The organism is Halopseudomonas oceani, from assembly GCF_002903165.1.
GTDB lineage: Bacteria > Pseudomonadota > Gammaproteobacteria > Pseudomonadales > Pseudomonadaceae > Halopseudomonas > Halopseudomonas oceani.
Genome location: NZ_PPSK01000021.1, coordinates 1 through 21211, shown reverse-complemented (window position 1 = coordinate 21211; position 21211 = coordinate 1). Strand labels below are relative to the sequence as shown.

Annotated in this window: 18 protein-coding genes and 1 pseudogene; 15 read left to right on the top strand and 4 right to left on the bottom strand. The window is 56.2% G+C overall.

The window, feature by feature from the left end:
- The first annotated feature begins 312 nt into the window (after window positions 1–312).
- Genes phnC through C1949_RS16665 form a run of 5 tightly spaced genes read left to right on the top strand, consistent with a single transcriptional unit; the run spans window position 313 to window position 4703 of the window.
- Window positions 313–1140: a phosphonate ABC transporter ATP-binding protein gene (phnC, locus tag C1949_RS16685; protein ID WP_083728748.1), complete on the top strand. Its 828-nt coding sequence runs from the start codon at window positions 313–315 to the stop codon at window positions 1138–1140.
- Window positions 1137–2000, top strand: coding sequence for a phosphate/phosphite/phosphonate ABC transporter substrate-binding protein (gene phnD, locus C1949_RS16680; protein ID WP_083728746.1), 864 nt, complete (start codon window positions 1137–1139; stop codon window positions 1998–2000). The genes phnC and phnD overlap by 4 nt, the downstream gene beginning before the upstream one ends.
- An 8-nt stretch (window positions 2001–2008) precedes the next feature.
- Complete coding sequence (phnE, locus tag C1949_RS16675; RefSeq protein WP_010466252.1) at window positions 2009–2836, top strand: phosphonate ABC transporter, permease protein PhnE; 828 nt, start codon at window positions 2009–2011, stop codon at window positions 2834–2836.
- An 8-nt stretch (window positions 2837–2844) separates the two neighbouring features.
- Window positions 2845–3855 carry a phosphonate dehydrogenase PtxD gene (gene ptxD / locus C1949_RS16670; RefSeq protein ID WP_063142062.1) on the top strand — a complete coding sequence of 337 codons (1011 nt, stop codon included), beginning with the start codon at window positions 2845–2847 and terminating at the stop codon, window positions 3853–3855.
- Window positions 3849–4703, top strand: coding sequence for a LysR family transcriptional regulator (locus tag C1949_RS16665; RefSeq protein WP_003118389.1), 855 nt, complete (start codon window positions 3849–3851; stop codon window positions 4701–4703). Before ptxD ends, C1949_RS16665 begins: the two co-directional genes overlap by 7 nt.
- Before the next feature lie 33 nt (window positions 4704–4736).
- Here C1949_RS16665 and C1949_RS16660 read toward each other — a convergent pair whose 3' ends face one another.
- Window positions 4737–5357: a tyrosine-type recombinase/integrase gene (locus tag C1949_RS16660; protein ID WP_096005319.1), complete on the bottom strand. Its 621-nt coding sequence runs from the start codon at window positions 5355–5357 to the stop codon at window positions 4737–4739.
- 424 nt (window positions 5358–5781) lie between these two features.
- Between C1949_RS16660 and C1949_RS16655 the strand changes: the two genes are divergently transcribed.
- Both C1949_RS16655 and C1949_RS16650 read left to right on the top strand, forming a co-directional pair.
- Window positions 5782–6747, top strand: a complete 966-nt coding sequence (locus C1949_RS16655) for a hypothetical protein (RefSeq protein ID WP_165771289.1) — start codon at window positions 5782–5784, stop codon at window positions 6745–6747.
- Window positions 6748–6872: 125 nt separating this feature from the next.
- Complete coding sequence (locus tag C1949_RS16650; RefSeq protein ID WP_104739576.1) at window positions 6873–8738, top strand: polysaccharide deacetylase family protein; 1866 nt, start codon at window positions 6873–6875, stop codon at window positions 8736–8738.
- Between the two features lie 227 nt (window positions 8739–8965).
- Here C1949_RS16650 and C1949_RS16645 read toward each other — a convergent pair whose 3' ends face one another.
- From C1949_RS16645 to C1949_RS16635, 3 genes are read right to left on the bottom strand one after another with little or no spacing between them, the layout of a single operon-like run.
- Window positions 8966–9643, bottom strand: coding sequence for a transmembrane anchor protein (locus tag C1949_RS16645; protein ID WP_096005316.1), 678 nt, complete (start codon window positions 9641–9643; stop codon window positions 8966–8968).
- Between the two features lie 11 nt (window positions 9644–9654).
- Window positions 9655–10377 carry a HupE/UreJ family protein gene (locus tag C1949_RS16640; protein ID WP_096005315.1) on the bottom strand — a complete coding sequence of 241 codons (723 nt, stop codon included), beginning with the start codon at window positions 10375–10377 and terminating at the stop codon, window positions 9655–9657.
- A gap of 55 nt (window positions 10378–10432) precedes the next feature.
- Complete coding sequence (locus tag C1949_RS16635; RefSeq protein WP_146040344.1) at window positions 10433–10783, bottom strand: hypothetical protein; 351 nt, start codon at window positions 10781–10783, stop codon at window positions 10433–10435.
- A 101-nt stretch (window positions 10784–10884) separates the two neighbouring features.
- On the opposite strand from C1949_RS16635, the gene C1949_RS16630 reads away from it, so the two are divergent.
- The 8 genes and pseudogenes from C1949_RS16630 to C1949_RS16590 all read left to right on the top strand — a co-directional run.
- Entirely contained in the window at window positions 10885–11172 is a 288-nt protein-coding gene (locus C1949_RS16630) for a metal-sensing transcriptional repressor (protein WP_096005313.1), read from the top strand.
- Between the two features lie 10 nt (window positions 11173–11182).
- Complete coding sequence (locus C1949_RS16625; RefSeq protein WP_096005312.1) at window positions 11183–12307, top strand: nickel/cobalt efflux transporter; 1125 nt, start codon at window positions 11183–11185, stop codon at window positions 12305–12307.
- Window positions 12308–12715: 408 nt separating this feature from the next.
- Window positions 12716–13582 carry a TIR domain-containing protein gene (locus tag C1949_RS16620; protein WP_096005311.1) on the top strand — a complete coding sequence of 289 codons (867 nt, stop codon included), beginning with the start codon at window positions 12716–12718 and terminating at the stop codon, window positions 13580–13582.
- A gap of 650 nt (window positions 13583–14232) precedes the next feature.
- Window positions 14233–15180: a HamA C-terminal domain-containing protein gene (locus C1949_RS16610; RefSeq protein WP_104739575.1), complete on the top strand. Its 948-nt coding sequence runs from the start codon at window positions 14233–14235 to the stop codon at window positions 15178–15180.
- Window positions 15180–17780, top strand: a complete 2601-nt coding sequence (locus C1949_RS16605) for a DEAD/DEAH box helicase (RefSeq protein WP_104739574.1) — start codon at window positions 15180–15182, stop codon at window positions 17778–17780. The genes C1949_RS16610 and C1949_RS16605 overlap by 1 nt, the downstream gene beginning before the upstream one ends.
- Before the next feature lie 27 nt (window positions 17781–17807).
- The gene (locus C1949_RS16600) at window positions 17808–18101 is read left to right on the top strand and encodes a DCL family protein (protein WP_092383472.1); all 294 of its coding nucleotides are present in this window, start codon (window positions 17808–17810) and stop codon (window positions 18099–18101) included.
- 131 nt (window positions 18102–18232) lie between these two features.
- The gene (locus C1949_RS16595) at window positions 18233–20530 is read left to right on the top strand and encodes a 3'-5' exonuclease (protein ID WP_104739573.1); all 2298 of its coding nucleotides are present in this window, start codon (window positions 18233–18235) and stop codon (window positions 20528–20530) included.
- Between the two features lie 303 nt (window positions 20531–20833).
- A pseudogene (locus C1949_RS16590) lies at window positions 20834–21211 on the top strand (magnesium chelatase subunit ChlI family protein); the annotation flags it as partial.

Genomic DNA, 21211 nt, shown 5'->3' with positions numbered 1-21211 from the left:
TGGTCTTGTAGGCGCTCGATGACCGCTATTGGCCGCTAGTGTGCGCTCTCTTGCTTGGATGGCATTACGTTCTGGCCCAACGTTACTGTAGCGAATCCGCAGCAGTATCAATCAAAGCCTCCTGTATCCCGCGTGAAGAAAGACGCTACGTTGCGCCCGTTCTTCCACGGCTTCGCTTGCCGCCCCGCTACGGCAGATTCGAAGTATTCATCGAAATGTCATCCTTTAGAAGCAGTGCGGTAACAAGGAATTTCTACCCTTTGCATCGCGAACCGCAATTGTGCGGCCAGCAATATTGCGAAAGGTGATCAAATGAAGCCCCATCCGATACAGGACGCCGTGCTGCGGGTCGACCGGTTGAGCGTCGTCTATCCAGGCGGCGTGACAGCCCTACGCGATACCTCGATTGCATTTCGGCGTGGTGAGTTCACCGTGCTGCTTGGTCTCTCGGGCGCAGGCAAGTCGACCTTGCTCCGTAGTCTCAATCGACTCGTCACGCCCACTGGCGGCAGTGTCACCAGCGAACTCGGTGAACTCGGCAGCGGCTCGGCCTTGCGTCAGCATCGTCGGCGTACCGCCATGATCTTTCAGCACCACCAGCTAATCGAACGTCAAAGCGCACTGGCTAATGTGCTTACCGGTCGGCTGGCCTTTCACAACACGCTCCGCTCGCTGTTTCCTCTGCCGCGTGCCGATCAGGAGATTGCGCTCAGTTGCCTCGCTCGGGTCGGTCTGGCAGACAAGGCGCTAAGCCGGGTGGACAAACTGTCCGGTGGCCAGCAGCAGCGGGTAGGCATCGCGCGTGCGCTAGCGCAACAGCCGGCGATCATTCTGGCCGATGAGCCGGTAGCCAGTCTCGACCCGGCCACTTCGGTCCGTGTTCTCGGATTGCTGCGCGACATCTGCAAGGAAGACGGCATCACCGCCATCGTTTCGCTGCATCAACTCGAATATGCCCGCCGCTTCGCCGATCGCGTCGTCGGGCTGGCCGATTCTCAGATCGTTTTCGATGCCGCGCCCTCGGAACTCACCGATGCGCAGCTTGAGCGCATCTATGCAGGCCGCTCTACGACTCAGCCAGCGAATGCTCCGGCTGAACCACCTGTCATGCTCGAACCTTCACTGGAGATGTCCCGATGAAACGCTTATCCGCGCTCTTATTGACTTGCTTGCTGTCCGCTGTTTCAAGTTTGTCCGCCCTAGCGGCCGATGCCGATCCGGATGTGCTAAAGGTTGCCCTGCTGCCGGACGAAAACGCCTCCGAGCTGATCAAGCGTAACCAGCCGCTGAAGGATTATCTGGAAGAGCATCTGGACAAGAAGGTGCAGCTGATCGTAACCACCGACTATTCCTCGATGATTGAGGCGATGCGCTTTGGCCGTATCGACCTGGCGTATTTCGGTCCGCTGTCCTACGTCATGGCCAAAAGCAAAAGCGACATCGAGCCCTTCGCTGCCATGGTCATCGACGGCAAGCCGACCTATCGCTCGGTGATTATCGCCAATGTGGCGTCAGGCGTGAATGAGTATGCCGACCTTAAGGGCAAGAAGATGGCCTATGGTGACCGGGCATCGACGTCCAGCCATTTGATTCCCAAAACCGTGCTTCTTGAGACGGCCGATTTGACGGGTGGGCAGGACTACGAACAACATTTTGTGGGCACGCATGACGCCGTTGCCGTCAACGTGGCGAACGGCAACGCCGATGCGGGTGGGCTGTCGGAGGTAATTTTCAATCACGCAGTCGAACGTGGCCTAATCGATCCGAGCAAGGTGAAAGTACTTGGTTACAGCGGCGAATACCCCCAGTACCCCTGGGCGATGCGCTCGAACCTGAGCCCCGAGCTGAAAACCAAGGTGCGGGATGTATTCGTCGGTATCGACGATCCCGAAGTGCTGCGCAACTTCAAGGCCGAGGCCTTCGCGCCAATCACCGACGCCGACTACGATGTGATCCGCAACATGGGATCGCTGCTCGGCCTCGACTTCGCCACGATGTGAGCACCGATATGTCTACTCATTACGACGTGCAGGCGCTGCCTGCAGAGCAACGCGAGCACATCCTTCGAGGCTTCGGCCTCGGTTGGTGGCGCCAGCTGGGGCAGGTGGCGATTGTATTCGGAGTGGTGCTGTTGGCCTGCTGGTACGTGGGGCTGCTCGATGCCACCACGCTGCTGAACGGGCTGCCCTCCATCGCGACCCTGGCAGGCGAGGCCATGCCGCCAGACTTTTCGGGCTATCGAAGCTGGATTCGCCCCTTGATCGACACCTTGGCGATGAGCATCGCCGGTACGGCCATCGCAGTGGTGTTCTCGCTGGTGGTGGCCTTCGTTGCAGCGCGCAATACGGCGCCGCACCCCCTTGTGTTCGGTGTTGCCCGGGTGCTGCTCAATGCCCTGCGGTCGGTGCCGGAGCTGATCATGGGCATCATCTTCGTTGCAGCCGTAGGGTTCGGCGCCTTGCCGGGCGTGCTTGCCCTGGGTCTGCATTCGGTCGGCATGGTCGGCAAGTTCTTCGCCGAGGCCATCGAGCACGTCGACGAAGCGCCGGTGGAAGCCGCTCGGGCGGCGGGGGCTACGCCGATGCAAGTGCTGCTGCACGCGGTTTTGCCACAGGTGACGCCGCAGTTCGCCGACGTGGCGATCTACCGCTGGGAATACAACTTTCGCGCCTCCACCGTGATGGGCATGGTTGGCGCCGGCGGTATCGGCTTCGAACTCATGGGCTCGCTGCGCATCATGCAGTACCAGGAGGTTGCAGCAATCCTGCTGGTCATCCTGGCCATGGTCACGCTAGTAGACGCCTTCAGTGGCGTGCTGCGCAAACGTTTCAAATAGGACAAACCATGCTGCCGAAACTCGTTATAACTCACCGAGTACACGATGAGATCCTGCAACTGCTGGCGCCACATTGCGAGCTGATGACCAACCAGACCGACAGCACGCTGCCGCGCGAGGAAATTCTGCGCCGCTGCCGCGATGCTCAGGCGATGATGGCGTTCATGCCCGATCGGGTCGATGCAGACTTTCTTCAAGCCTGCCCTGAGCTGCGTGTAGTCGGCTGCGCGCTCAAGGGCTTCGACAATTTCGATGTGGACGCCTGTACTGCCCGCGGGGTCTGGCTGACCTTCGTGCCTGATCTGTTGACGGTCCCGACTGCCGAGCTGGCGATCGGACTGGCGGTGGGGCTGGGGCGGCATCTGCGGGCAGCAGATGCGTTCGTCCGCTCTGGCGAGTTCCAGGGCTGGCAACCACAGTTCTACGGCACGGGGCTGGATAACGCTACGGTCGGCATCCTTGGCATGGGCGCCATCGGACTGGCCATGGCTGATCGCTTGCAGGGATGGGGCGCGACCCTGCAGTACCACGAGGCGAAGGCTCTGGATACACAAACCGAGCAACGGCTCGGCCTGCGCCGGGTGGCGTGCAGCGAACTCTTCGCCAGCTCGGACTTCATCCTGCTGGCGCTTCCCTTGAATGCCGATACCCAGCATCTGGTCAACGCCGAGCTGCTTGCCCTCGTACGGCCGGGCGCTCTGCTTGTAAACCCCTGTCGTGGTTCGGTAGTGGATGAAGCCGCCGTGCTCGCGGCGCTTGAGCGAGGCCAGCTCGGCGGGTATGCGGCGGATGTATTCGAAATGGAAGACTGGGCTCGCGCGGACCGGCCGCGGCTGATCGATCCTGCGCTGCTCGCGCATCCGAATACGCTGTTCACTCCGCACATAGGGTCGGCAGTGCGCGCGGTGCGCCTGGAGATTGAACGTTGTGCAGCGCAGAACATCATCCAGGTATTGGCAGGTGCGCGCCCAATCAACGCTGCGAACCGTCTGCCCAAGGCCGAGCCTGCCGCATGTTGAATCCGGTCTGGCTGAAGAGCCTGGTAGCGATCGTTCAAACAGGCAGTTTTCAGAGCGCGGCGAGGGCGTTGGGGCTGGCCCAGCCGACGGTGTCGCAGCACTTGCAGAAGCTTGAAGAGCAGGTCGGCGTAACGCTGGTGCAGCGCAGTCGTAGCGGCTGCCAGCCTACCACACGGGCGCTGGCCTTCATGCCGCATGCGACCGCCTTGCTCGACATGCACGCCCGGGCGCTAGAAGCCCTGCATGGAAATAGTGAGCGCGTCGGGGCCAGCTCCAACATCGGCACCTACCTTCTCCAGCCATTCGTGCGCAGCTATCTGACGACCGCAAATGAGAGGGGCGAGGTGGATCTGCGCATCGCCGCCAACCCGGATGTGGCCGACCAGCTACTGGCGGGCCAGCTCGACGCCGCGATCATGGAATGGTGGCTACCTCACCCCGACTTCGAACACCGCCTCTGGCGGGTCGAGCCGCTGGTACTTATCGTCAGCCCCGACCATCCGCTGGCTGAAGCAGGGTGCATAGAACGCGATCGTCTGGTGGACCTGCCGATGCTGGGAGGTGAACCGGGTAGCGGTACCGGACGGCTTCTGACCGAATACTTTGGCGAGCTGGGCGTGCCTCGCAGCGGTATGCAGCTAGGCAGCACCGAGGCAGTCAAACAAGCAGTCAGGGCGGGACTCGGCGTGTCGTTGGTGATGGCTTCCGCAGTACAAGACGAAGTTCGCAGTGGCGCGCTGGTAGCTCTTCCCATCCCGGGGCTTGAAAAGCGTCTCCAACTGATCTGGCGCAAACCGCCCGGAAATCTGCACCCGCCGGGATTTGTGCGGCACTTATTGGCCGGTTAGCGACGGCCTGACTTCGACCGTCGCTATACATGGTCAAACCTCGGTCTGCTCTGCCATTTCCAAGGCGTCGTCGACCTCAATCCCAAGATATCGAACGGTGCTCTCCAGCTTCGTATGGCCAAGCAGAAGTTGAACGGCCCGCAAGTTCTTTGTCCTGCGATAGATCAGTGATGCCTTTGTACGTCTCATTGTGTGAGTGCCATACATGGCCGGATCAAGGCCAATGGTTTGCACCCAGCCTTTGACGATACGAGCGTATTGACGAGTGGATAGATGGTCTGAGGTGTGCAGCCTGCTCGGGAAAAGGCAGTCCTGGCTACGGAGCTGGGCTTGGTGTATCCAGGCCGCGAGAGCAGCCCGTGTTTGCTCAGTAATTTCGAACTGCACTGGTCGCTTCGTTTTCTGCTGCATAACCATTGCTCGTGATGACACATGCTCGCCATGAGCAACGTCGCATACACGGAGCTTGGTTAAGTCGCAGGCTCGAAGCTTGCTGTCGATGGCCAGATCGAACAAAGCCAGATCCCGGGTTCGTTCTGCAAGCTGAAGCCTTACTCGGATGGCCCAGATATCTCTCAGCCGGAGCGGGGTTTTCTGTCCGACCAACTTTCCTTTGTTCCAGGGCCGGCGGGTGCAGGTAGCAGTGATGTTCATGGCAAGTCCTCCACATGTGGGAGGACAAGCATGGCTAGCCAGAGAAGTGGTTGCTAACCGGCCAAAAGCAGTCCTTGAGAGCGATCGACCCGAAGCAGATGGTGTCCACCCGTGTAGCTGGACGGGCTGACCTATGCAGTTCGCTTGCAGCGCTGGCTGTATGCAACATACCGTTTAGCGGGGCGGGGATTGGAAACCTCGTCTCGGCACATTGGACTTGCCCTCAATGTCCGCTGGCTTCTTGACGACTCGTACCCCTGAGACTTCCTAGTCACTAGTGACGGTTTTGGTTGATAACGTGAAACCGCCACTCGGTTAGATTCGCATGGTGCAAAACTATCGCTACGCGGATACCTACGCCTGTGGCGGGGCGTCCAGATCTTCCGTGGCTCATATTGTCATTCGATGCTGGAGCGCGGTTGCGATGCTCAATGAAATGCTGCGACGTGATCGTGAATCATCAGCCATGGCACCGTGGTGGGTTCTCCTTAAAGCGAAGAAGTTTCAAATGCGCCAGCTTCTAGTGTGCGGCTTGCTAAGTTGCCTGGCTTTCGCTGCGCCGGCAGAGGTTATGTCACCGGCGCAATTGCACTTTCTGGAAGTAAACGCTGCTGAACCCGAGGCTACCCAGGCCTGGAGGCGGGGCGTGTACATTTGGGATAGCCGTGCGTTGCTCAATCCTGCTACTCGAACCGACGAGCTGTCTCGCCTGGACCGCACGGGCATCCAACGTCTATATATCGGGCTGAGCGCCGAGCAATTAGCGCAACCGGAAGTTGTGCGGACGCTCGATGCGGTTGCCATAACGCTCAGAAAACGTGGCTTCGAGCCTGTGCTGCTTTTGGGTGATCCAGACTGGATGGCGCCTGAGAACCGCGCTTCGCTGATCGCCATCATTTCGAAATTGAAGTCTGTGTCGTTCTCAGCACTTCATCTGGATCTGGAAGTTGAGCAGCGTGGCTGGCCGGTTCCGGCGAAACATGTGCGTGAATGGCTGGACACGCTAAAGCATGTGGCAGCCGCTAGTCCTTGGCCTGTCGAAATATCGAGCCATTACCGCTGGTTTACTGAGGAGATGGGTGGCTTTCCTTGCGCTCCGTGTGAGCTACCTTCCATCGGTGTAAGTAAGGTGAGTTTGATGATCTACACCCGCAGTGCTGAACGCAGCGCCCAGCTCACGGAGAAAATCGCTCAGCGCTGGCCGGCCGTGCGCTTTCGACTCGCGCAGAGCATAGAGCCTCAGCTTGCGCCTGAAGAAACCTGGGGCGGCGCAGCACAGGCTCTACTTCAAGAGCAGGACAGCTTTTGGCGGGCTAGGCTGCAGCCTTTGGCTGTAGGGGGTATCGACTGGCAAGAGTGGGAATATTATCCAACCGGCCAACAACTATGAAAATCTATTGCTAATAAACGAAACAGCTACGATCCGGAAGCAGCAGGAGCCGGTTGCCGCTCTAACGTTTCCTGCCTCGCATTGCTCCAAGATGCTAATTTTCTACTTGCACCGACGAGGTCTTCGTGCCGTTCGTAAACAAGCCTGCCATCTTGGCACGTGCCATCGCCATTATAGTTCTTGTCAGTTTGCTGATAGTTGCCGTTACCGCTTTTATCGAGCGAAACACATTTGATCGCTTAGATGATCTAAACGGGCCTACTGAAGTGAGCCATATCTCTGACCAGGGGCGTTCCGACTGGAATCGCTTCGCCAGCGGAGAGCCTTCTCGTCTTGCAATCTTGTTGACTGATAAGGATTCCGCTTGGCTCGGCCTGTCTCATGGCCTCAAAAGTATCGGCGTGCCGTTCACTATTACCGATGACGTCGCCGAGGCTACTCGTCATAACGTCGTCCTCGTGTATCCGTTGCTTTCGGGACGCACCCTTGACGATGCTGGGCGCACAGCGCTGCGCCGCCACGTGGAAGCAGGACGGACTCTAATAGCCACACAAGTGCTGGGTGGCGGACTACACGATCTGTTTGGCTTCGAATCGACTTTGGAATCGCGAGCTCACCACAGTATCACCTTCGAACAAGCGCCAGCCCTTGGCTGGATCAGCGATCCCCATGAAAAGACAGTACTGCTTGGCCAGCCTGATCTGCCGACAAGTTGGATCGGCACGCAAACGTATGTGAATGCGCAGCAGGTTTTGGCCAGGTTCGAAGACGGATCCGCCGCTTTGGTCAGAGGAGACAACAAGGCAGGCGGCAGCGCATATGCGTTGGGTTTTGACCTCGGCTTTTTCATCATGCGAGCGCACAACGATCGTAATGACCAAGGCTACCGGGCCTATGCCAATGGTTATGAGCCCTCCGTCGACGTATGGCTGCGCTGGCTCAGGGCTGTCTATCGCCAGCACGAACCGCTAGCCGTCACGATTGGCTCTGTGCCACAAGGCCAACGCCTGGCTGCGGTCGTGACGTTTGATGTGGATTACGTCAAGTCGATGGGCAATCTACTTGCCTATCGGGACTTGCTCGTGCGGGAAGGAATACCGGCAACCTTTTTCCTACAAACAAAATACTACCGCGACTTTCAGGACGAAGGTTTTTTCAACGACCGTACGCTTGCTGCGATGGATGCCTTGGTGGCGGCTGGTATGGAGATAGCCAGCCACTCAGTTAGCCATTCCGACATGTACGCCTCGCTTCCGCTTGGTGATGGGAGCGAGCAATATCCGACCTACCAGCCGAGGGTTAAGGCTCTCGGCGATACGCAAGGTGCGACGGTGATGGGCGAGCTTAGGGTGAGCCGCTTTTTGTTGGAGCAACTGACCGGTCGCTCGGTGGTCTCGTTCCGTCCCGGCTATCTAGCAACACCGCCTCGCCTCCCTGAGGCTCTGGCCGCATCGGGCTATCGCTTTTCGAGTTCAGCAACTGCAGGGAACCTCACCACACACTTACCGTTTCGCACAAACACGCAACGGATGTATAGCGATGAAACGACAGTGTTTGAGTTTCCAATTGCGATTGAAGATGAGATACCGCCGATTATGGATCAGCGAGTCGAGGAGGCGGTTGAGCTGGCCGAGAAGCTTGCCCGATATGGCGCAAGTTACGTGATGCTGCTTCACCCGAATGAAGTTGACCATAAGTACCGCTTCTTGGAGCAGATCCTTCCTCGACTCAAACCATTCGCCTGGTTTGGAACCATGAGCCAGTACGGCAGCTGGTGGGCTGCACGCGATAAAGTCGAGGTCGATGTGCTGGCGCAACGCGGTCAAATTGTGCTCAACGTCCAAGCGCAAGAGCCTATTAAAGATCTGGTATTTGAGTTGCCAACTGGCCTGCGGCCGGTCTCTGGCAGCGCCATGCAAAAGCTATCCGATGGGCGATGGCTGTTCCGCGATATTCCCGCCGGCACGATTATGATTGACTTACATCACTAAAGACGCAGGAAATCCAGGTTCGACTGCGACTGTCACCACGGGCAGGTTTTGGCCGGAGGCGGTCATCGATGACAGGCAGCTGCCGGCCAGCAGCAGTCATGGTCAACTTGAAGAAACATGACGCTTGAATCCAGTTAAATCCGTAGGAGTCCTTGTCGTCCCGCTTTGCGGAAAACCCCACAGCGCTTAAAAGAGCTGCGCATTTTCGGCGCAGCCCTCGTCATTATCTAGATAACGCGCTTGATGGCGATGTAATCACCCTCGGTGCGCAGCGTCAAAGTCACTGGCTTGTCAGTCCGATTACGCCAGAACCAGCCGTGCATACCGTCGAAAGCTGCCTCCAGTACACCGCTGTCCTCTGGCGTAAAGCGACCCTTGCCGTAGCCATGGTAAAAGTCACGTGGTGCGCCGTAGGGATCACCATGGGTGTCGTAGTTCACCTGACCGCCGTTGGCCGTCCAGAAGTAACTCACCTTGGTGCCTTTGAGCATTTCCAGTTTGATCTCCGCACCCTGACCAGGGGCAAGGGATATGCTCATTTCGTGTTGCAGGCGGGCTACTTCTGGCTCTGCTGCTACTTCGTCAACAGCAGGCGTTTGCGCTACGACCGGCTCAGCGGCTACGGGTTCAGGCGCTGGCTGAACCACTGGAGGTGCGGCGACCGCTACCTGTGCAACGGGTGCGGTAACTTCTGCAGCGGCTTCCTCGGCAAGCTGTTGTTTAATCTCACCCATCTGGGTAAGGCCAAGCAGACGACCTGCGCCAGTTGGGTCAATTGCGTATTCAGATGGCATGACCACAGTAACCAGCAGGGCGATGGCCACCAGCAGGGCGATGACAGTCGAGCGCAGCAGCTGGAGACTGCTCGGCAGCTCATTAAGGGTTGGAGCTTTGCTATTGAACATATGAAAATTCCTTACTGAGAAACGATCAGGCCGGTGAGCTGGTAACCCATCAACAGGAAACCGGCGCTCATCATGGCGACGTTGGCTGTGTAGGCATGACGCCAAAAGCTGGCTGTGCGTCGCCAGTACCCCATCAGAATGAGAATCGCGCCAAGGGCGAGTAGCTGGCCGATTTCTACGCCGACGTTGAAGGCGATCAGATTGACGATCAGGCCATCCGGTGAAATTTCAAACTCCTGAATCTTGGTCGCCAGACCGAAGCCGTGCAGTAAGCCGAAGATCAACGTGGCGGCACGTGTATCAGGCTGGACTCCAAACCAGCGTTGAAAGGCTCCAAGGTTGTCGAGTGCTTTGTACACCACTGAAAAACCGATGATGGCATCGATCACGTAGGGGCTGATGCTGATGCTGCTCAGCACCCCAAACAGCAGCGTGATCGAATGCCCCACCGCAAACAGCGTGACGTAGAGGCCAACATCTTTCAGGCGGTACAGAAAGAAGATCACTCCGAACAGGAACAGCAAATGGTCATAGCCGGTAATCATGTGCTTTGCGCCCATGTACATGAACGGAACAAACAGCACGCCGGTGCTTTCCTGTATGAAGCCTTTGTCGCCTTCCGGCACGCCGTGAGCGAGTGCCTCGGGCATGCCGACCAGCATTAACGCTAATACCAGCAGCAAGAGTAACGGTCGCCGCATCGCGCCATATCCGCGCAGAGATAGTGATTGCATAAAAAAATCCTGAGTTGTGGAGATCTGGGCTCTTAGGCCGGTGTCAGAATGCCGATCAGGTGCGTGGTGGTCGCTCAATGCGGGTGGGTGGGCTGATGACCAGCCTCTTGGCATAGCCGAAAGCGGGTGCCTCTGCCTGCGTGCGGGGCGCTCGCGGCCAAGCTGTCAGGTGAGGGGTTTCATGCAGATGGTCTGCGACCAGCGATGAGTGCTGGTGGTCATCACCCGGTTGCAGGCTTTGGCTGCTTAAGTCGTCGTCGCCGCTGTGCGGGTGGCTGTCGTAAGTTGCTTGAGCACCTTGCCCGTTACCGTCTGTATAGCCTGCCAGCGCATGCCCGGCCCATAGCAGCATCGACAGAAGCGCCAGAATGGGCAATGAGCGGGAAGCGGTGAGATGTATCAGCATTGACGACGATACTCAGACTCAGCATCAGAAAAGTTTGTGTTGCTGCATCCCCCCCAGGGGGATAGGATGCTGGTCTCAATATCGTTGCATGAGACTCCGCGATGAGCAAGCTCCAAGGCGAACATAAGCACCAAAGTCATACGGAAATCATCAAAAGGTTGAAGCGTGCTGAGGGTCACCTGCGCAGCATAGTCGGCATGATCGAAGACCAGCGAGCCTGCGTGGATATTGCCCAGCAGTTGCACGCCGTTGAAAAGGCTGTATGCCAGGCCAAGCGCACGCTAATTCAGGATCATATCGACCATTGCCTGGAGCATACCGTCGGGGCACTCACCAATGGTGAGCGGGCACCGCTGGAAGAGTTCAAGCAAATTACCAAGTATCTCTGAGAACTGAGCCATGTCTTCTTTCGCAGAACTTCTGCAGCAGGGCGCTTCGCAGGCTTGGCTGTATGTCCCGACAGCTATCGTACTGGGTGCGTTACACGGTCTTGAGCCGGGACACTCGAAGACCATGATGGCGGCGTTCATCGTGGCGATTCGGGGCACGGTCGGTCAGGCCATATTGCTCGGGTTGGCGGCGACGGCTTCGCATACAGTGGTGGTCTGGCTGGTCGCCATTGGCGGCATGTATCTGGGGCAGAACCTTGACGCTGAAACCACTGAGCCCTATTTCCAGCTTGCCTCGGCAGCGCTGATCATCATCATCGCGCTTTGGATGCTCTGGCGTACTTGGCGTGGCGAGCAGATGTGGCGCTTTGAGCAGGGCGACGATCACCACCATTCACATGACCATGTGCACGCTGAAACCCGTCACATCGACACCGGGCATGGGCGTATTGAACTGGCCATTTTTGAAGAAGAGGTGCCGCCACGGTGGCGTCTGCGAACGCTCAGCGGACACCCGTGGAAGGCGGCAGATGTGCGACTGCAGATCACTCGTGAGAACGGGACTGTTGGGCTCTTCACCTTTGTTGAGCGCGATGGCTACCTGGAATCGGTGGACGATATTCCCGAACCTCATGCCTTTGACGCACGGCTCAGCCTCGGGCACGCCGGGCATTCACATGACTACGATCTGTCGTTTTGCGAGCATGATCACGCTCATGACGAGTTGGAAGGTCTGGAGTTATCGCTGGAGGGGTATCAGGATGCCCATGAGCGGGCGCACGCAAACGACATTCGTCAGCGCTTTGCCAGTCGTAACGTAACCACCGGCCAGGTCATTTTGTTCGGCCTGACCGGTGGGCTGATTCCCTGCCCCGCTGCAATCACGGTGCTGCTGCTCTGTCTGCAGGTTAAGGAAGTTACGTTAGGTGCTGTCTTGGTCCTCGGTTTCAGCATTGGTTTGGCGTTGACGCTGGTCACGGTCGGTGTTGCGGCTGCAATCGGAACACGCCATGCGTCCAATCGCTGGCCTTGGATGGGCGCTGTGGCGCGGCGCGCCCCATATCTCTCAAGCTTGCTGATTATTGGCGTGGGTGTTTACGTCGGTTGGCACGGATGGGCAGGCTTGAACGCCTAAGATCGGCACTCATTCAAAGCAGCGTTACCTGCACCTTTCCCCGCGCCCTCCGTGCTGACTGTGCATGAACCCATAGTTTGGCCGTAGATTGTTACCATAGTCTGGCCGAGAGCCATGGGGAGCTGCGCTAGCAGCTCTGGCCGTCCCGAGCCCCATTAATCTGTCACGGTCTTTTGGCCGGATCCTGCCTGTTGCGATAGGCGCCTTCCGGCCAGAAGCTAACACGCGCTATTTCCGGAACGGTGCAGAGTCTGCCACTGAATGCGGGCTACGATTTGGAGATGCCAACGCCGAAGACGCTTGAATTCGTGCTGACGGACAACAAAATCGTGGCTATTGACCTTTTGCAGTTTTGCTCCACCCCGCGTAATGGCATGATCGGACATAGCCACATACCAAGGAGTAGCTATGGCTCGGAAGTCACCCCCATCCCCGGTTGTTCAACCAAAGGTTCACTTGACGACAGATCAGCTGCAGAAAGGAATTGACCGGCTTGAGCAAAGAATTGCGGATCTTGATGCGTTTGATCTCAACACATTGAAGAATGGGACATCTCCCGAACTCCAGGCTCTAGAGCGCAGTATTGAAGATACGTTGGAGCGCTATTTCGGAGTAAACACTACCGCAGCCAATCGTTATAAAGCGGCGCAGGAGCTGCATTACCATCAGATGATTTGGGTATCTGGAATGCCAGAGCCCAACTACAAAGCACACACAAAAACAAATATAGAAGCGGCGAAAGCGCTGCTAGGCCAAGCGATAAATGCCTTAAAAGCGGACCTTGAAGACCTTGGGCCTAGCCTTCTTGCGCCAGCAACGAAAGCTAGTTCATCAGCGGACTCCTCTCGAGTTTTTCTCGTCCATGGGCACGATGAAGCTGTCCGTGAAACCGTTGCACGCTTCCTAGAGAAGCTCGGCCTCAAGGTGATCATCCTCCACGAGCAGGCCAATAGTGGGCGCACGATCATTGAGAAAATCGAGCACAATTCTGATGTGGGAATGGCCGTGGTGCTGCTAACGCCCGACGATGTTGGCTGCAAAGCGGGCGGCCAGGTGGAACCTCGCGTGAGGCAGAATGTGCTACTGGAGCTTGGTTACTTTATGGGTGCGCTGGGTCGTGACAAGGTCTGCGCGCTGAGATCTGGAGAAGTGGAAATACCTACCGACTTTGCCGGGGTAGTTTGGACAGAGATGTCCGGCGAGTGGAAAACCGCACTGGCACGCGAGTTGAAACAGGCGGGCTATGCAATCGACTGGAACAAGGTTATGGGCTGAATAATCTCAGCCTAAATCCGTCTTTCCTCATGACACTCTGTAAGATAAAGAGGCTTCCCCGTGTCCATAGAATTCCTGGTTAGCACATTCGACAAGGTCAGCTACCTACAAAACCTCTTGGTGGCCCGAGCTACTGGCAATGCTGCGGATCCGAATGAGTATCTCCATCTTCGACGTGAACTGCTGAGTGATCCTGCAATGAGCGCAGCACTCCCAGCATTCGTGAGACAACATGGCTCCCTTGATACTTTTTGGACTTGGATAAAGGGGAAATACCAAACGTACTCCGAGCGGAGAACGTTTCTTTCAGAGCAGTTCACCCCGCTCTTAGACTCGTTGGAATTCTCTCCGCCCTCGCGTCCGACTCCCCCTCCCCAGCTTATACGGCCGAACGGTATTGGCCCCTCTGAATCGCCCCGGCTTTCCTAGAGAGCCACAGACCTGAAATGTCGGCGAACTCAGACCAGGTTTGATCCGTCCGCTTTTGGCCGATAGCCGACCGTTGCGACAGGCAGATGTCGGCCATTAGCGGTCATTTGAGAGTCCCTACAGTGGCTTGCCCTATTCACTACAGTAGTGAAGCCGGTTACATTGTGATCTCGTTGTGCCATCTGAAGGCAGATGGGCGGACGATATGGAATGGAGGCCGTTTGTCGATCATCACCCCTGCCGATCTCGAAGCTGCTCTGACGGGGAACCCAGAAGCACTTGAGGTTTACCTGACGCTCGTAGAGCGTGACGTGCCCATTGATGGGCACTTAGTCAAGATTCACTGCCACTGCCTATCAGTTGATGGAAATGGCCGTGTTCAAACTCATCGACTGGCAGAGTTCATGCGGAATGCCGTCGTAGATTATGCGATCCCGCGCTCGAAGCTCGCCGACGCAAAAGCGCGGGACAACAGATTCAACAGCACCGAGGCAGTCGCTGAGCTAATAGAGCGTGCCAAGCGCTCGTTTACTGATTTGGCGAACACCGGTGAGGGCGGAGAGATGCTGCTGTTCCTGCTGGCGGAGCGCTTTCTCAAGCTGCCACAGATTCTTTGCAAGATGGACCTCAAGACGGACACACGTATGCACTATCACGGCGCGGATGGGGTGTACGCGGGGGTGACATCAGAGGGCATTTTAAAGCTTTACTGGGGCGAATCAAAAGTTTACGCGGATGCGAGCGCTGCGATTCGCGACTGTCTCAATTCTCTCTCCCCCTTTTTGATCGAGCCCGAGCACGAGGATGCAGGGCGGGAGCGCGATTTGATGCTCCTTAGCGATAAGGCCGACCTTAGCAATCCAGCACTCACAGATGCACTCAAGAAGTATTTTGACAAGTCATCGGTCATGTCGAAGCGGGTTCAATATTGCGGCTTGGCCCTTGTAGGCTTCGATGCACCGTTCTATCCGAAAGACGAGGCGAAGGCGGTTGCTGAGGAGATCGTCGAGGCGTCCCGCACTGCACTTAGCGGTTGGAGGGATCGTATTGGCGAACGGCTGAAATTGGAGAGGCTCGAACAGATAGAAATCGAGTTATTTTGCGTCCCTCTGCCGTCGGCCGAAGGTTTCCGCGCTGCATTCCTAAAGGCAATGGGGGTCAAGGAGTAATGAGCCTCGCCGACCTACAATCGTGGCTTCTCCAAGAAGGCGTTCGATGCGATCTCGATACGATCACTCAACTCACAGTACGTAATGAACTCGACAATCTGTCAGCAGATACCTCGATACAGTCCCCAACGTCAATTGACTGGCCCAGATTGTTGCTCGCCGGCAGTATTCTCGCGCGATCCGATCAAAGGGGCGATCAAGAAGCCGCTCTTCGAGTCGCAACCGCTGCAATTTCTTTGACAGATGATCAAGCATTCAAGGACGCTGGTGCCGTCCTGATGGGCAAGCTTTCCAACTTTCGGGCAATTACATTAGCCACTGATCGAGAGTTGGTGGAAGCTGATCTCGATACGCGGCTTGGTATTGCGTTGCGTCTTGAGGCTCAGCGTCGTGAGATAGATCGTTCCATCCTGGTGCAATCGAGCGGGACTTGGCTTCAAGTAAACGATTTTCAGCAGCGCTTCTGGACCAATGCGACTGGCGATAACTGGCTATCAGCATCAGCACCGACTGCTTCAGGTAAGACGTTTCTTGTGCTTCAGTGGTTGATCGACCAAGTAATAGCGGGTGAGAGCCGGGTGGTTGTTTATCTCGCTCCGACCCGCGCGCTTGTCTCCGAAATCGAGACCAATCTTAAGGAGCTCCTCGGTAATGTCGAACTAGTCGAGGTTTCGTCCCTTCCCCTCACCGATAAATATAAAGCTGCGCGGGCGGGTGGCGCACGAGTGATTCTCGTCTTTACGCAAGAGCGGCTGCACCTTCTCGCCAACTTGCTCAGCGATGTGCTTTCGGTAGATCTGCTAATCGTGGACGAGGCGCACAAGATCGGTGACAACCAGCGCGGCGTGATTTTGCAGGACGCAATAGAGCGTGCCACTCGCGCCAATCCAAAGCTGAAAGCCGTTTTCATCAGCCCTGCAACCCAAAATCCGGAAGAGTTACTCTCGGACGCCCCCGATGGTGTGCAGACCATCGCTGTCGATAGCGATTCATCTCCGGTTCTTCAGAATCTAATGGTCGCGACCCAAGTGCCGCGAAAATCGAAGCTTTGGGCGATTACGCTACGACAGCAAGGCGCAGAACTTCCAATAGGGGTTCTTCAGCTCGCGAGTACACCAGCCGGACTTAAGAAGCGCCTCGCATTCATCGCAGCAGCTGCCGGAGAAAGAGGTGGAACCCTTGTCTACGCAAATGGAGCAGGAGAAGCGGAAGAAGTTGCTGACTTGATCAGCCAGCTTTTGCCCAAACCTGAATGTATTGATCTGGAGCTTTCACAGCTCGCTGAACTCGCTCGAAAGGGCGTGCATCAGGACTTCCGGCTAGCACCGCTTGTGGAGCTCGGGGTAGCGTTCCACTACGGCAACATGCCGTCACTGCTCCGTTTAGAGATAGAGCGGTTATTTCGGTTAGGTAAGATACGTTTCCTGGTATGCACCTCCACTTTGATCGAGGGCGTGAATCTGTCCTGTCGGACAATTGTGGTGCGCGGACCGCGTAAAGGGAAAGGCCATCCGATGGAGCCGCACGACTTCTGGAACTTGGCTGGTCGCGCAGGGAGATGGGGTGATGAATTCCAAGGAAACATCATCTGCATCGATCCGGAAGACAAGCAGGCTTGGCCGGCCGGGGTTCCTGGTCGCGCACGCTATCCCATTAAGCGCGAAAGTGACGCAGTTCTCGATCTTGGGGACGGCATGGCGGACTATCTCTCTAAACGTGGACTATCGGATCTCTCCAGTATTGAGGACAAGGATAAGTTCGAGCAGGTTGGAGCCTATTTGCTCACCACTTTTATGCGGCTCGGCTCCATATCAGCGGCTAGCCTTGCGAAACGCCATGACGCTGCATCGATTGCGAAACTCGACCAAGCCCTAGGGGGGCTAGCAGAGCAGATCGAAATCAGCGTCGACCTTGCCACCAGACACCCAGGCGTGAATGCGATTGGCCTTCAGCATCTTCTCGAAGCTTTTCGTGCCTACCCTGGTGATGTAGAAAACCTGCTCCCTGCTGAAGTCGCGAGCAACGACAGCTATGATCGATTCGTAACAATTATGGAGAGAGTCAACGAGCATTTGTTTTTTGCTTTCACACCCGGGACTCGTATCAAGCTGTATGCGTTGATCGTCGTCAAATGGCTAAAGGGGTACTCGCTGGCCAGGATCATTCGTGACAGTATTGATTGGCACCAAAAGGTCGGCAGGTCTTTCAAGTTGCCTGAGCTCATCCGTGGCACGATGGAGTTAGTGGAGCAGATCGCTCGGTTTAAAGCACCAAAATACCTTTCCGCTTATATGGATGTGCTGCATTTGCACCTTCGCGAGATTGGCCGTGAAGACCTAATCGATGATGGCATAGATATCGGAATGCAACTTGAGTTTGGCGTTTCGTCGACGACGCTACTTTCGCTCATGGAGCTTGGTCTCTCCCGCATGAGCGCTGTTGCTTTATACGAGAAAATTGCCCGCGACGATTTAAACAAGGAGGAATGCATAGCGTGGGCCTACGAGCGCGCAAGCCAACTTCACGCAATGGATATTCCAGCCATTATCATTCGCGAGGTGCGCGAGCGTCTTGCACTACCCGATCAAGCAGCGCAGTAAAATAACCCTACGACTTAGAGGTTACCTATGCCAGCAAAGCCTATCACTCTCGGCTCTTTGCACTTTGAAAGGAGGGGGGACGCCATTGCGTTTCTCAAAGCGATGCTCGGGCGTTATGACTTAGGCGATCGAGTCAACGCTGACGACGCAGTTTTCTTGCGAGCGGCGCTAGAGAATCACCCGGATTCTGCCAAGAAAATCGGTTGTGGCATTATTGACTTTAGCGTTCGAAGCGCCGACTTCGGCACCAAGTGCTTCTGGGTCAACCGCTCCGATGGAACGACAGAGAAGTTTTCCGTCACTGCTTGTATCCGCGGCTAGCTCTACGAAAAACGAAGTATTGCCCGCTCGCAGTGAGTGACCGCTTCTGGCTGCTTGCAGTAAAGAACAGGCCAAGTGCATTCTTCAGAAATCGCTCATCCGCGTCAGCCAACTCAGATCAAGGAAGAATCATGGAAGCAGTCATCTACACCAAGAAATTCAACGGCTATCTGAGGTCGCTTCAAGAAGCTGGCCAAAAGAAGATCGTTCAAGCCGTTCGAGCTGCGATGGCCGAAGCAGGAACAAATGGCTCTATTAGCTCTCTGCCTCGCACCAAGCATGGCGAGTCGCGCCTCAAAAACGTAGAGAAATTCGATCTTCCTGGCGCCTATCGACTTGTTGTCCAGCTGGTGGACGGCGTGAAAAAAACCAGGGCATTCCTGTTCGTTGGGGATCACGACGATGCCGAAAGATGGCTGGATAGCCATCGAAACTACACCTGGGTAAAAAGCCCAACGGATGGCACGCTGAACTTCATGCCAGCCACCTACGACGGTAACCGCCATGTTCCGGTCGATCGCTTGGACTTAGATAGCCCTGAGTCCGAGCTCCAAGCTCCTCTCCTTAGATTCTTGAGCGACGATGATTGGTCGAACCTGAAGTGCAACGACAATCAAATGTCACTAGCAAAACGAATAACTGGTGCGCAATTCGAGCAAGACGCAGATGGCATCCTCGTAAAGTTGGATGAACTGGGTGACTACGATTCAGCTAGTACGCTTTTCGACCTATTCGTCTTGGCTCATAACAAGGACTGGGCAGAGCTTAACCATCGAGTACTTATCGCAGACGAAGCGAGCGTAGTATCCGAAGATAATACCCTTCAGGCGGAAATGCGCTCCATCGCCAACGCCGAGCACTTTGTTACCTTCGACGACGAAGGCATGCTTGATGAGTTTTTCGGGAAAAAAACATTTTCCGACTGGATGCTGTTCTTGCACCCAGAACAGAAAAAAATTGTACAGCGGGACTATAAGGGACCCGTTCGCCTGCGAGGCGTATCGGGAAGCGGAAAAACCTCAGTCCTGGTGCATCGAGCTCGTTTCCTAGCCAAGAAATACCATCAGCCTGTCGTGCTTGTGACGCTTACGGAAAGCATGAGAAAGCTTTTGGAAAAGCTGGTCGATGAGCTTTGTGGTGCAGAAAAATCACTCATCCAGACCAAGACCATGAACTCCTTTGCTCGGGACGTGCTTAGCGAATTGCAGGTACGCATCAATTTTGCGCCCTTAGCACCTGAGGCCCAGCAAGTCCTGATGGAAGACGCTATAGCAACACTCAAAGATGAAGCTGGCTTTTCCAAAACCCCAATGGGCTCAATGCAAGAGCTTGAACTACGCAACTTCCTTAAGGAGGAGTTCGAGTATGTTCGCGGTCGCCTGTGCCCATCAGAGTTTGAGCGCTATCTCGATTCAAGCCTGTTCAATCGTAGAGGCAGGGCGATAGCGCTCAATAAATCCGCACGCGAAATGATCTTGAAGGTAGTAGTGCGCTATGCCGCTGGCGTTGAATCCAAGCGTCAGCAAGATCATGAGCTTCTTGTATCCCAAGCTGTCGAGCGCATGTCTAAAGAAAGTGGGAATGTTGGCCAGTACCGCAGCGTTTTGGTCGATGAGGTCCAAGACCTGACCGAACTAGACGTCGTGCTTCTTAGCAAGCTCAAAACGCCGGAGGGCGAAGTGTTGGCCCATGTCGAAAACGGGATATTCCTGGCCGGCGATGGAGCTCAGAGCATCTACAAACGGGGCTTTGCACTCAAACGAGCTGGTATTGATGTTGTCGGACGAAGCGTTAGCCTCAAAAAGAACTACCGGAATACACACGAAATCCTCACCGCTGCATTCAACCTGGTCTCTAAGTTCGAGTTCTCGGATACCGACGAAGATGATCTCCGCCGCCCATCTCTACCGGACTTTGCCAAACGACACGGTGAAAAGCCATGGTTGATTCAGTGCCAGAATCAGAATGATGAAGTCGAGGCGGTCGCGAACAAAGTCCAATCACTGCTTGCCATGGGACAAACTGCTGGCCAGATCTGCATCATTGCGCCCCAGAATAGACTACGAGAGGAGGTCCGGCAGGCTCTGACGAACAGAGATATACAAAGTGCTGAGCTTCGTCAGGACATCGACTATGAGAGCGATAACGTTAAAATCAGCACCATTGAGTCCGCGAAAGGGCACGAGTTCGCTACCGTGTTCATCATGGGTTTGGTTGAGGGGGTAATGCCCCAGGCAAATATACAAGCCCATGAGGAATCGCGAGAGGCATCCAGGCTCTACGTGGCAATGACTCGTGCGCGGGAATCGCTATATCTGACGTACAACCCTACGCCCGGCTACCCAGCGTCCAGATTCCTAATGTCTATTCAGGATGATTGCAGAGAGGCTAGGTACCGGAGCGGTGAGTTCCAGCTGATTGAAGCTTAGTCAATGGGATGAGCGTACTGGGAGTCTGAGTCGCCCTTAGTTTCGCACGCAACTTTAGGCGTCCGCTTTTGGCCGACTCCTGCCGGTCAAGACGTACCCGTGCGCGGGGCACATCCGATGCAAATGGCTGGTCAAGTCGAATACAAACGCTTGGCCAAGTCAGGTACACTTTTTCCAATTCAGGGCATGGACATATCCAGTCCTCATGTCCATGATTAATGGATTCACCTATGGACAATACCGTAGCATGCCAACCCCAAGTAGGCAGCGGGTTAACCGGTATGTCCATACCCGAAATGATGCCCGTGCTGCTGTGGGTATCAGGGCGATCCATCCAGCCGCTGTCGCTGCACACCCGAGCAGGTCCAGCGCTACCGAAGCAAGCTGTCGGGGCCGCTGCTGGACCGCATCGACCTGCATCTGGCAATGCGCAACGAGCCGTTCAGCCTACAGGGCAACAGTGGCCCCGGCACCCCCGACAGTGCGACCGCCGCGGCGCAGATTGCTGCAGCACGCGCGCGCCAATTGCAGCGCCAGCAGGGGCTGAATGCGCATCTCGGGCTGGAGGGGTTGCGTATGCACTGTCGTCTGAGCGACGGCGATGGTCAGTGGCTGGAGCAGGCAGTAACCCGACTGGGCCTGTCGCACCGCGCCAGTCACCGGGTATTGAAGGTTGCGCGG

What these genes read in the sequence shown, in the direction of transcription:
- C1949_RS16620 (WP_096005311.1), top strand. Translation starts at nt 12,716, where the DNA reads ATGGCTCGGAAGTCACCCCCATCCCCGGTTGTTCAACCAAAGGTTCAC.
- C1949_RS16665 (WP_003118389.1), top strand. Translation starts at nt 3,849, where the DNA reads ATGTTGAATCCGGTCTGGCTGAAGAGCCTGGTAGCGATCGTTCAAACA.
- ptxD (WP_063142062.1), top strand. Translation starts at nt 2,845, where the DNA reads ATGCTGCCGAAACTCGTTATAACTCACCGAGTACACGATGAGATCCTG.
- C1949_RS16635 (WP_146040344.1), bottom strand. Translation starts at nt 10,783, where the DNA reads ATGCTGATACATCTCACCGCTTCCCGCTCATTGCCCATTCTGGCGCTT.
- phnC (WP_083728748.1), top strand. Translation starts at nt 313, where the DNA reads ATGAAGCCCCATCCGATACAGGACGCCGTGCTGCGGGTCGACCGGTTG.
- C1949_RS16600 (WP_092383472.1), top strand. Translation starts at nt 17,808, where the DNA reads ATGCCAGCAAAGCCTATCACTCTCGGCTCTTTGCACTTTGAAAGGAGG.
- C1949_RS16605 (WP_104739574.1), top strand. Translation starts at nt 15,180, where the DNA reads ATGAGCCTCGCCGACCTACAATCGTGGCTTCTCCAAGAAGGCGTTCGA.
- C1949_RS16640 (WP_096005315.1), bottom strand. Translation starts at nt 10,377, where the DNA reads ATGCAATCACTATCTCTGCGCGGATATGGCGCGATGCGGCGACCGTTA.
- C1949_RS16645 (WP_096005316.1), bottom strand. Translation starts at nt 9,643, where the DNA reads ATGTTCAATAGCAAAGCTCCAACCCTTAATGAGCTGCCGAGCAGTCTC.
- C1949_RS16655 (WP_165771289.1), top strand. Translation starts at nt 5,782, where the DNA reads ATGCTCAATGAAATGCTGCGACGTGATCGTGAATCATCAGCCATGGCA.
- C1949_RS16660 (WP_096005319.1), bottom strand. Translation starts at nt 5,357, where the DNA reads ATGAACATCACTGCTACCTGCACCCGCCGGCCCTGGAACAAAGGAAAG.
- phnD (WP_083728746.1), top strand. Translation starts at nt 1,137, where the DNA reads ATGAAACGCTTATCCGCGCTCTTATTGACTTGCTTGCTGTCCGCTGTT.
- C1949_RS16595 (WP_104739573.1), top strand. Translation starts at nt 18,233, where the DNA reads ATGGAAGCAGTCATCTACACCAAGAAATTCAACGGCTATCTGAGGTCG.
- C1949_RS16625 (WP_096005312.1), top strand. Translation starts at nt 11,183, where the DNA reads ATGTCTTCTTTCGCAGAACTTCTGCAGCAGGGCGCTTCGCAGGCTTGG.
- C1949_RS16630 (WP_096005313.1), top strand. Translation starts at nt 10,885, where the DNA reads ATGAGCAAGCTCCAAGGCGAACATAAGCACCAAAGTCATACGGAAATC.
- phnE (WP_010466252.1), top strand. Translation starts at nt 2,009, where the DNA reads ATGTCTACTCATTACGACGTGCAGGCGCTGCCTGCAGAGCAACGCGAG.